This window comes from Microcoleus sp. B7-D4 (assembly GCF_036705125.1).
Lineage (GTDB): Bacteria > Cyanobacteriota > Cyanobacteriia > Cyanobacteriales > Microcoleaceae > Microcoleus.
Window position 1 is genome coordinate 29,534 of the sequence record NZ_JAUBTT010000058.1, and the last position, 10,891, is coordinate 40,424.

Sequence of the window (10,891 nt, forward strand, 5' to 3'; positions counted from 1 at the left end):
AAATTAATAATGTCAATTACAAAACCGTCGCGACTTCTTCTTGAGTTATAACTCTAGGTTGGAAGCCGCGATTAGTTTTATGGGGAATTGGGAATGGGGAATGGGAAATTGGGTTCAAAAGAATCTAAAATCTAAAATCTAAAATCGTTCGACTGAGCCCTCACGCCGAAGTCTAAAATCTAAAATCTAAAATCTAAAATCTAAAATGGTATAATCCCCTTTCAGCAGATTGAAGGCTACTAGGGAGGTCATCATGTCGGACTGGAAAGAAATTGACGGCGGAGTTACAGCACCCAGAGGGTATAGAGCATCGGGAATTACAGCGGGCTTGAAGCCTTCAGGCTTGCCAGATTTAAGTTTAATTTTGTCAGAGGTAGACGCGATCGCCGCAGGAGTCTTCACAACCTCCACTGTCCGGGCAGCTTGCGTGGACTACTGCCGCCAGCGTTTGCAAGCTAAACCCAGCGCGAAAGCAATTTTGTGCAATGCGGGACAAGCTAATGCTGCTACTGGCGAACAAGGTTTGGCAGATGCCCTCGAAAGTGCCAAATTGTTGGGAGAAGCGCTGAATATTCCTCCAGAATCTATTCTTTTGGCCTCCACTGGCGTCATCGGACAGCGGATAAAAATGGAGCCGCTGAGGGCGGGAATTCCCCGATTAGTTGCTGAGGCATCGGAAACTGGTTCCGATGCGGCGGCTAAGGCTATTTGTACGACTGATTTAGTGCCGAAAACGATCGCCCTGGAAACCATGTTTGGCGATCGACCCGTCCGCATCGGCGGCATTTGCAAAGGTTCGGGAATGATTCACCCAAATATGGCAACAATGCTGGCGTTTGTAACTTGCGATGCAGCAGTGTCATCGCATTTGTGGCAAGAAATGGTGAGTCGGGCGGCTAACAGAAGTTTCAATCAAATTACTGTTGACGGCGATACCAGTACCAACGATTCGCTAATTGCTTTGGCAAACGGCCAATCCCGCACGCCCGCAATTACAGAAATGGGGGCGGATGCTGAAAAATTAGAAGCGATGCTGACAGAAGTTTGCGTGCATTTAGCAAAGGCGATCGCCCGTGACGGCGAAGGTGCAACTTGTTTGGTGGAAGTGCAAGTTAGTGGCGCGCTGGATGAAGTTTCTGCGAGTAAAATTGCCAAAACAATTGTCGGTTCTTCTTTGGTGAAAGCTGCTATTTTCGGACGCGATCCGAATTGGGGCAGAATTGCGGCGGCGGCTGGGCGCGCTGGTGTCGCTTTCGATCAAGAGAATTTGCGGATTCAATTAGGGGATTTTTTGATGATGGAAAACGGACAACCTAAAGAGTTCGATCGCGCTGCTGCAAGTAATTATATGAAAGCCGCTGCGGAGGGGGAATATTTGAAGGCTGATACGGTTTTAATTCAGGTTAGTGTGGGGAATGGCAGCGGTTTTGCGAAAGCTTGGGGATGCGATTTGAGTTACGACTACGTGAAGATTAATGCCGAGTATACGACTTAAATAAGTCCAGGCGGTTACAAGTCCGGGCGGTTAGAAACCGCGCCTACACAAACAAAACCAGACGAGAGAAAGTTGAAGGCAAATTTCCCACAATTTAAACTCAACTTCCCCCCGTGGACAGGGCGGTTTCATTCTCGGTAGGGGCAATCCCCCCGTGGTTGCCCCCATGTCTGAAACGCCTGTGAAATCGTCTGTGGGTGGGGGCGGGCACGGGGAGTAGGGGTCGCACCGCCCCTACAAAAGCCTGATTTTCGTGAGAATGAAACCGCCCTGCCCCCGTGGGGGGAAGTTAAAAAATTTGAAACCTTTACTCACCGAGTTAACCTCAGCTTTTTTGCTCCTCATTTTAAAATCGCTGAAGCCCTTACCAAGATCAGCTTTTTAGGATTTTAACAAAAGAGCGCTAAAAATCTTATTCAGACTAAGTTTCAAGACTTTTTAAGCTTATTATTAATAAGTCTAATATAGCGGTTCTCAAAAAAGTGAGGTATGCCCTATGCCCTATGCCCTATGCCCTATGCCCTATGCCCTATGCCCATGAGTACCTCATATGAGAGATCGAAAGGCTATATAAAGTTTGAAAACACGCCCTAACCAAAACTATCGGAGACAAACACATAGCCACCACCATACCCGACAGCATTATCCACTAATATTAAGCCGTCATTGGTCTGCGGATCGCCACTCTGAGCAAGTCCATAATTCACCACGCGCAACAACCGCTGCGGCGTAAACGATTCCAATTCCACAAAATTGCCGGCTTCCAGCCATGCTAGTTCTTCTGCTGTTAAACCTTGCCTTACAGCGTCGGGTAATTGACGGGCTGTTTGTGCCATTGTTTGAGATTGCTGCACAAACATATCACGGGTTGCTAAGATTTGACGGGGAGAAATTCCCAAATCAAAAATTGTCACCTGTTGATTCGCAAACCAGTTTGGATTAGTTCGCAGTTGATGTACCAAGCCAACTCCAGCAGGGCTCGCATTGTGCAGCGCATAGACTTTTAAATCGGTATTGCGCCGCAGCATTTCAATCACGGTACTGAAGATGCTTTGGGGATAGCCACTAATACTAAGAATCGCGCAGTTGTTTTCAAAATGGACGTTGTTGGCAATGAGGAATTGAGCTATTTCGTCACTGTCACAGATAATTGCGCGATCGAAGCTGTAGGCGCTGACTTCGCGATCGATGGTTGCGGGCAAAGCCTCTTGACGAGCAGCAGGGAGCAGTTTTTCTAATGTGCCGTTTACTGTTTGCCAGTCTCGCAGCCATTTATCGCTTTGCGCTTGATTAACGAGAAATATTTCACCCGTTATCTGTGGGCGTTTTTTTTGTGAAATGCCGAGCCCGTAGGACAATAGACCTAGTGTAGTCGCTACGATGTATCCTGAAGAATAATCAAATATTAGGCTTCCTGAAATGCCCAGCACTAAAATAATTCCCCCTAAAATCTGGAGGTTTTTAGCATTATTTCTTCTGCCACGAATACCTTGAGCAGGAGATTTGCTGTAGTGGAACAATAGCCCTATCCAAATCAAATTGTAGAGAGCGAAGGGAATAACAACTGCGAATTGTGAGGGAAAAAGAGCAAGAGCGAAGTGAAGGCCGAAGATGCCCGCAAATACGCTAAACAAGAAGTAGGTCAAAATCCAACTGGTTTCTGGCGCGCGAGATTTAAGCTTTTGGTCAATAAAATACAAAAACTGTTGGTGCGTAAAAAACAACATATTTTGGCTCGAAATATTTTCGATCGCATTTTTGAAAAAGGGATCGGTGAATGCCAACTTTTTATCAGTGACGGTAGTCGGTTCAAAGACAAACGGATGGTTGCACTGTTTGCAGCGACCTGAGTTGCTTGTACGATCGCTCAAAATGTTGTCTGTTTGACACTGGACGCATTTCATTCCCATTTCGGTTACTCCTGATTGATTTAATGGATTTATTGGTAGTCAGAAACCGGGTTTTTCTCTTGAATACTTGATGACAACGCAGATTTAGCTAAAAACCCGGTTTCTTTGGTTGTGATGTGAGTCTTTTATGAACAGGCAAGATGCCTGTTCCACAAGAGAATTTATTTATTGTGGAACAGGCATCTTGCCTGTTCTTGAGAATGGTGTAACATCTCAGGTTTAAAAGATTTGCCCGTTTAATAAAATAGAATAGTCTTCTCGCTGTCGAATTAATCGATCGCCCTTAGCATCAATCAACACTTCAGCAGGGCGGGGGCGGTGCAGAAAATGTGACGACATCGCATAGCCGTAAGCCCCACTATCCAAAATGGCGATCGCATCTCCAATTTTGAGTTTCGGTAGCCAACAGTTGCGCCCCAAATAATCCCGCGAATAAGTCGTGTTGCCGCAAATATCCGTTTCATGTCGCGATACATCGTCGGTTTCCCAAGTTGCGATCGCCCGATAGCCCCCGTGCACCGCAGGCACCGATAGATTTGATACAGTCGTATCCACGCCGACAATTTGCCTATCGCCCAACCACTTCACCGACACAACTTTCGCAAGCAAAACGCCACAACCTGCGATCGCCGATCGTCCCGGTTCAATCACCAACTCGATAGGGCGAGATAGCGCACTCAATCGTTCAGTAATCGCCGCACCAAACTCCCGCCAGTCAAACACCGCACCGCCTCGATAGGGATAGCCAAAACCACCGCCAAAATCGAGGGTTCGCCAATCGGGCAACAGTTGGGCGATCGCAATTAGGCGATCGATCGCCTGCGTAAAAGCACTCGTGGCGTTAGTTCCAGTCCCCCGATAAAAATGCAATCCAGTAATCCTCAACCCCTGCTGCTGCGCGATTTCGTTGGCTTTCTCAAATTCGGCGGCACGTACTCCAATCCGACTGTCTCCCGTCAATTCCGGTGAATTGAGGCGCAGTCCAATTTCGGCACGGATCGCTCGCGGTTGACTCCCGGAATATTCGCAAAAATCTTGGAGTTGCGACAGACTATCGAAGTTAAATCGATCGATCTTCCACTCGATCAATTGCTGAATATCCGCCCTGTTGAGGTTACTGCCCGTGTAGACAATGCGATCGCTCGTAAAACCCGCTTTCAGTCCCAAAAAAACATCCCCCGGTGTATTCGCGTGTAGCCCCCAACCAGCCTGCTGAATCAATTGCAACAGAGCAATATTGCCGTTGGTGACGCTAGCAAAATGAAACTGAACGTGCGGATAGTCGATCGATCGCGTAATATGCTCAAGGGTTTGATGGAGGATATCGGCCTGATACACATATAAGGGCGAACCATAAGTTGACAAAAGTCGCTTGGCTAATGCTTCGGAGAACGGCGGCGAATGTATTTTGGTTTCATTCTGTAGCAAAGATTCAGTCATATAGAAGAAGTTCGGCAACGGATTTTGTAACGGATGTAACGGATGTTCGGCAACGAATTATTTAACGGATTTAACGGATGTTCGGAACAGGGAAGATTGTAAAATCAACAGTCAACTGTCAACAGTCAACTGTCAACTATCAACAGTCAACCTCCTTCGATATTTCCAAATGCGCTGCCCGATCGCCGGTGGCAACCAAAACACATGATCGAGCGATCGCTTAACCGGAATTTCGCCTAAAACCTCGGTGCGCCATGCCTGCCACATCAGCAGCAACCAGAGATTATTGCCAATATAGCGATCGCGCATTGCAACTCCGAGTTGTCCCGATAACATCGAGTCGGCCAAATGGGGCTGCCAGCAATTTTGCGATCGCAACAGATTCGGATTCAGCCGATCGCCGATCGCAGCCCAAAACTCCCGGTAATACCAAACCTTCAAAGGCACACCCATCCCGCGCTTTTCCCGCCAGACAATTTCCGGCGGCAGCCAGCGTTCGGACGCTTTTTTGAGGATGTATTTTTCGCACGCACCTTGCAGTAGAAGCTCGCCAGGGAGTTGAAACGTCCATGCTGTGAGGTCGGGGTCGCAGAAGGGCGATCGCACCCACAAACCGCAAGCAAACGCCAATGCCGTTGCCCTCGGCTGAATATTTTGGGCACCTTTGAGCATCAGCGAAGCGCGCCGCAGCCTCGCTAGCAGGGAAGGACAGGTTTCGGGATCGATCGCGTCTTGCAGGTAAACGCTCAAATCGTGAGACTGGATGCGATCGAGCATTTCTGGCGAAAAAATCTGTTTTTCATAACCATAAAATCGCTGAAACGTCCGCAAATACTGCTGTTCAAAGGTTTCTCCTCCGGCGGGATGTTCTGCACTGTAAACTCCGTGTGCAATCAAAGGCTTGTTTGTCCATCCAGCAAATAGCTGATCGCCATTCTCGCCATTGAATACAACTCGCACGTCTTGCGCCGCCGCCTGTTTGAGCAAAAACAGTGCAGCCGTCGTGCCGTCTCCATAGGGTAAATCGAGGGCTTTGGCGGTTGGCCCGATCGCGCGCAACACTGCATCACCTGTCGCCGCCACCCGGATCAGCGGAATCTGGAAAAAGTCCGCCACCTGTTGGGCGTAGGGCAGTTCGGAATAGGCTTCGACACCAAAATCGAGGGCATAGGCGCGCACCTGCAAGCCTGCTTTCACTAGCAGCGCCGTCACCAGGGAAGAATCGATGCCACCGGAGAGTAAAACGCCTACGGGTTCGTCGATCGGCAAATCAGCCACTTGTCGATCGATCGCCTGTTGCAACAGCCCTTGCAATTGTGCGATCGCCTCATCCTCACGGCGCAGTAATTGGGGCGCTTCTTGCCAAGCCGATGGCAGCGATTCCCTACGGGATAGCTTCGCCGCGCGTACTTTCGGCAGATCGTTAACATCGGCGATTTCCCAAATCATCTCGCTTCCGGCTGCTACGGATGCAATTTGCTCGATCGGCGTTAACGGCGTGGGCACGTAGGAAAAACAAGCATAACTGTGTAGCGCGATCGGGCTAATTTGAGGGGAAGCCATCAGCGGTAGCAGCAATTGCAGGCGCGTCGCAAACCAAATCGTTTCTCCCAACTGCATCCAATAAAGCGGCACTCGCCCAAACGGATCGCGCCCCAGCCGTAGCTGTTTCGCTTCTACTGCCGCCCAAGCATCTCCCGGTAAATCCGTCGCCCGATCGCGCCCGCAAGCATTCAGCGTCACTGTGTCAGCCGTGAGTACAGATTCAGAGGCGATCGCCCATTCTGATAATTTGCCCTGTCGGATGAAGTATTCAGGCACTAAACGGCTGAGCGTTTTTGTGCGATCGCCCTCTCCCCAGTAGCCTATGAAATGTGAAGGTTTGCCGATCGCACCCATTAGATGTCTCCAATAATTATTGTGGAACAGGCATCTTGCCTGTTCAAAACAGGCTTTTTTGGATAAGTCTATTTAGATATCTCCAATAATCATTGTGGAACAGGCATCTTGCCTGTTCAAAACAGGCTTTTTTGAATAAGTCTATTTAGATATCTCCAATAATCATTGTGGAACAGGCATCTTGCCTGTTCAAAACAGGCTTCTTTGGATAAGTCTATTTATTTCACAGTGAAAGGTTCACTGCTGATGACGCGCCCATCCAGGGACATCCGAACTTCCCATTTGCCTGGGGCTGCAGCAGATCCGAGATCGTAAAAGCAGTGGGTATTCCAAACCGCAGTATCGATCGTGCGAGTTTGATACCTGCCCTGATGAACAATGTCACCGCTGGGATTAATCCAATCGCATTGCAGAGACAACTCATTGCCGATCGGAGCATTTTGCAACGTCACCTGGTAGTAGATGCGGGGATTAATTTGACGGTTGACTTGAGTAAGGCTGTCACCACCTTTTTTCGATAGCGCAATCCTGTCTTCTCCTCCCACAACTTGAGCAGTTTTTTGTTGCTGATTTTGCCCGAACAGTACGCCTATACCGATCGCAGATATGACAACGGCTGTCGTGGCGATCGCGATCCAGCGGTTGCGTCGCTGCTGTTTTTCTAGGGCTTCGCGGCGGCGCATTTGGGCGATCGCATCTTCTAAAAGCTCATCAGGAAGATTCAACTCCTGTAAAATTTCTCTTACCTGATCTGGGGCCAATTCTAACTCGCGCTGCTGGGATAACTTGTCGATTTCAGCGACTACCTGTGCTAATTGAGTTTGAGTGAGTCGAGGTTCCATAGAGTTCACCATTAGTATCTGTAATGTTCTTGCCCACTAGAAAGTTAAATATAGATCCCCTCTCTCTTCTCCAACTCAGCGCCCTCTGCGCTCTCTGCGGTTAAATTACTCATATTATTCAATAAACAGCTCTATAAGTCAATTCATAAAAATCATAACCTTAACCTCATAAAATTCATATTTATAGTCCTGGACGCATCGGGACTCATGGGAAACCGGGTTTTTTTACGAAAAGACGCCTTGCCACCCGCAGATCGGGTAAAAAACCCGGTTTCTTTGCCGGAGTGCGTCCCGCACTGACTTATATAAAATCCAGACTAGGAAACTCTTCTATTTTTTGAAAATCTGTTAAATTAAACTTTGCTGAATCTATCTTTTCCTGGTGGCGATTCAACCAAACTGCATTTAAACCCGCAGCTTTAGCACCGCAATAATCAGCCTTAAAACTATCGCCGATATGCAAAACGTTTTCCGCAATGCAGTTGTGTTTCTGCAAAGCTGCCGTAAAAATTTGAGACTGGGGTTTTGCTGCACCAACTTCGGTGGAAATTGTCACTGATGTGAAATATTCAGCTAATTTTAGTGCTTTTAATACTGCATAAAGTCGCGAATCGAAATTCGATACTACTGCTAATTCAATCCCTTGTTGCTGCCACCTATTTAATGCTGGCAATACGTCGGGATAGACGAACCAAGGTTCGGCGGTGGCAAAATGAGCGTAGAGTTCGGCAAAGAATTTGGGAAAGTCTGAGAATTGATTGAAAACGCCTGCTATTTGAAAAGCGTTCGCGCAAACTGCTTGCCACCATTCAAATTCTAGCTGGGGAATTTTGGCTAATTCTATTCCGGGAAATGCCATCGGATTTGAGTCGGCAAAACTTTGGAAAAATGCTGCATTTAACTCTTCGTTAGAAACAGTTACTCCCCAACTGCGGGCCAATTTTCCGTAGACTTCGCCGACGCTGCCGCGCACGTCAAATAGCGTCCCTGCGGCATCTAGAAAAATAATTTGGGTCATTTGAGAATAAAAAGGGAAGAGGAAAGAGGACTTATCGCACATCCGGTTGCATCGGAATGATTTAACCACAGAGGACACAGAGAACACAGAGGAAGAGAAGAGAAGAGAAGAGAAGAGAAAAGAGATTTGAGTAATTCCTTCTTTGTTTTTCCTTTTTCCTTCTTCCTTCTAATTAGTTGTTTGCGGATTCACTACACCAGAATGATTGGCAATGTTGGCCGCAGGTTCAAATCTGCCTCCTAAATATTTGGCTAGAAATTCTTCGGCGATCGCATAAAAGTGCAGGCGATTTTCTGGCCGCGCAAATCCGTGTCCTTCGTCTGTATAAAGCACGTATTCTACAGGTTTGCCGGCTTGCTTCATGGCATTGACAATTTGCTCGCTTTCTGCTTCTTTCACTCGCGGGTCGTTGGCACCTTGGGCGATTAGTAAAGGTTTCTGGATGCGATCGACAAAAGATAAGGGGGAGATCGATTTCAGAAACTCTGGTTCTGTTTCCAAATTGCCGACGCGGTGATACAGACTTGCTTTTCTCGGTTCCCAGTAAGGGGGAATAGTTTGCAGGAGTGTAATCAAATTGCTTGGCCCGACAATATCGACGGCGCAGGCAAAAACATCGGGACTAAAAGTCAATCCGACTAAGGCGGCATAACCACCGTAAGAACCGCCCATAATCGCAATTTTATCCTGTAGGGCAATTCGTGTTTCTACCAGCCAATTAACCCCATCTAGCAAGTCGTCGTGCATTTTAGCGGCCCATTCGCGATTGCCGGCATTGAGAAAGGCTTTGCCGTAGCCGTTGGAACCGCGAAAATTGATTTGCAAAACGGCGTAACCTCGGTTTGCCAGCCATTGGGCTTGTGGGTTGTAACCCCAGGTATCGCGTCCCCAGGGGCCACCGTGAACAAGCAAGACTGCAGGTACGGGTGTTGAGACACCAACCGGTTTTGTCAGGTAGCCGTGAATCGTTAAACCATCTCTTGCGGTGTAAGAAATGGGTTCCATTGATGATAGCGGTAGCCCTTCGAGTTTGGGTTTGTTGCTGAACAGAAAGGTGAAGGTTTTGGAGGCGCGATCGAACGCATAGTAGTAAACTGGGCCGTCGTCTGTCATGTAAGCGACTAGCCAAGTGGTATCGGCGAGGTTGCGGCTGGTAATGGAGAATTCGCCGGGGCGAAATTTGCCGAGATCCTCAAAATCCTCTGCTATGCTTTGGTCTAAAATCTGCCACTCTTGCTTGTCCTTGTAGAAGGAAACCGCCTGAATCTCTCGCTTGGTGGGGTGTACGACAATGCCGCCGACATCGTATTCTGGGTCAGAGGCGAGATCGGTTTCTTGTTTGGTTTCTAAGTCGAGTGCGATCGAACGTTGGGCGTTAGCATCGTGATTGCCGATGATGTAAAGAATTTTGCCGTTTTCTGAGAACATGACGGCACCGCCTTCGTCGTCGGGGCCCCAGCTTCGCAGGCTTTCCCAAGACTTGTCCGCAGTTTCCCTCCATAGCAATTCTTTACCGCCCTCGGCAGTTGTGGCTGTGGCCGCCCGCACTTGAAATTGGGCGTCAGCAGCCCAATTGACGATGTTTCCTGGGTTGTCGGTGTCGAGTTCAACGGCACCGTTTTGCAGGTTGATGCGGTAAAGATCGTGTTTGCGCCGATCGCGGATGTTCATTCCCACTAATATTTCATTGGGGAAGTTGCGGTCAAGGGCAATCAGATGAGCTCGAACACCTTGAAAGGGTGTCAAGTCGCGCACCAGGTTTGACTGAATATTGACTGAGAATAAATGCCATTTTTCATCACCATCAATATCTTGCTGATAAATGAGATATTCGTCGCTGTATGTCCAGTAAAAGATGCGGATGCCCCGTTTTTTATCTGCTGTCAGTTGGCGATCGTCTGCTTGACCGACGGTACGCAATTGCACTTGCAAAACGTTGTTTTCATCGGGTGCAATGTAGGCGAGATACTTGCCGTCTGGTGAAAGTCGGGGGCTAGTTTTTTCGGGATTTCCGAACAGAATTTCCCGCTCGATTAACGGTGGAAGTTCTGTTTTTGGCTGTTGAATTGTAGGAGTTTGCATTTTTTATTGTACCTAATATTTTCTATTGGAACGGGCAAGATGCCCATTCCACAATAATATTGAATTTTTTGGGAACGGGCAAGATGCCCATTCCACAAGAATATTGAATTTTTTGGGAACGGGCATCTTGCCCATTCCACAAGAATATTGAATTTTTTGGGAACGGGCAAGATGCCCATTCCACAAGAATATTGAATTTTTTGGG

General features: G+C 47.9%; 8 protein-coding genes. 1 reads left to right on the forward strand and 7 read right to left on the reverse strand.

All coding sequences use genetic code 11. From position 1 onward, the window contains the following. Window positions 1–253 precede the first annotated feature (253 nt). Window positions 254–1,495: a bifunctional ornithine acetyltransferase/N-acetylglutamate synthase gene (gene argJ, locus QUB12_RS22715; protein WP_333143784.1), complete on the forward strand. Its 1,242-nt coding sequence runs from the start codon at window positions 254–256 to the stop codon at window positions 1,493–1,495. A gap of 590 nt (window positions 1,496–2,085) precedes the next feature. On the opposite strand, the gene QUB12_RS22720 is transcribed toward argJ, so the two are convergent. From QUB12_RS22720 to QUB12_RS22750, 7 genes are all read right to left on the reverse strand, one after another. Continuing rightward, the gene (locus QUB12_RS22720) at window positions 2,086–3,399 is read right to left on the reverse strand and encodes a hypothetical protein (protein ID WP_333300756.1); all 1,314 of its coding nucleotides are present in this window, start codon (window positions 3,397–3,399) and stop codon (window positions 2,086–2,088) included. Between the two features lie 225 nt (window positions 3,400–3,624). Further along, window positions 3,625–4,845, reverse strand: a complete 1,221-nt coding sequence (locus QUB12_RS22725) for a decarboxylase (RefSeq protein ID WP_333143782.1) — start codon at window positions 4,843–4,845, stop codon at window positions 3,625–3,627. Window positions 4,846–4,977: 132 nt separating this feature from the next. Next, window positions 4,978–6,744 carry an asparagine synthetase B family protein gene (locus QUB12_RS22730; protein ID WP_333143781.1) on the reverse strand — a complete coding sequence of 589 codons (1,767 nt, stop codon included), beginning with the start codon at window positions 6,742–6,744 and terminating at the stop codon, window positions 4,978–4,980. 218 nt (window positions 6,745–6,962) lie between these two features. After that, window positions 6,963–7,586 carry a DUF3859 domain-containing protein gene (locus QUB12_RS22735; protein WP_333143780.1) on the reverse strand — a complete coding sequence of 208 codons (624 nt, stop codon included), beginning with the start codon at window positions 7,584–7,586 and terminating at the stop codon, window positions 6,963–6,965. 301 nt (window positions 7,587–7,887) lie between these two features. Beyond that, window positions 7,888–8,604: an HAD-IA family hydrolase gene (locus tag QUB12_RS22740; protein WP_333143779.1), complete on the reverse strand. Its 717-nt coding sequence runs from the start codon at window positions 8,602–8,604 to the stop codon at window positions 7,888–7,890. Between the two features lie 168 nt (window positions 8,605–8,772). Continuing rightward, on the reverse strand, window positions 8,773–10,686 hold the full coding sequence (locus tag QUB12_RS22745) for a S9 family peptidase (protein WP_333143778.1): 1,914 nt from the start codon (window positions 10,684–10,686) through the stop codon (window positions 8,773–8,775). Between the two features lie 22 nt (window positions 10,687–10,708). Next, a partial coding sequence (locus tag QUB12_RS22750; RefSeq protein ID WP_333143777.1) for a hypothetical protein occupies window positions 10,709–10,891 on the reverse strand: 183 nt, incomplete at its 5' end.

Bases quoted from the DNA above. Each gene is read 5' to 3' on its own strand.
- QUB12_RS22745 (WP_333143778.1), bottom strand. From the start codon at position 10,686: ATGCAAACTCCTACAATTCAACAGCCAAAAACAGAACTTCCACCGTTA.
- QUB12_RS22740 (WP_333143779.1), bottom strand. From the start codon at position 8,604: ATGACCCAAATTATTTTTCTAGATGCCGCAGGGACGCTATTTGACGTG.
- argJ (WP_333143784.1), top strand. From the start codon at position 254: ATGTCGGACTGGAAAGAAATTGACGGCGGAGTTACAGCACCCAGAGGG.
- QUB12_RS22720 (WP_333300756.1), bottom strand. From the start codon at position 3,399: ATGAAATGCGTCCAGTGTCAAACAGACAACATTTTGAGCGATCGTACA.
- QUB12_RS22725 (WP_333143782.1), bottom strand. From the start codon at position 4,845: ATGACTGAATCTTTGCTACAGAATGAAACCAAAATACATTCGCCGCCG.
- QUB12_RS22730 (WP_333143781.1), bottom strand. From the start codon at position 6,744: ATGGGTGCGATCGGCAAACCTTCACATTTCATAGGCTACTGGGGAGAG.
- QUB12_RS22735 (WP_333143780.1), bottom strand. From the start codon at position 7,586: ATGGAACCTCGACTCACTCAAACTCAATTAGCACAGGTAGTCGCTGAA.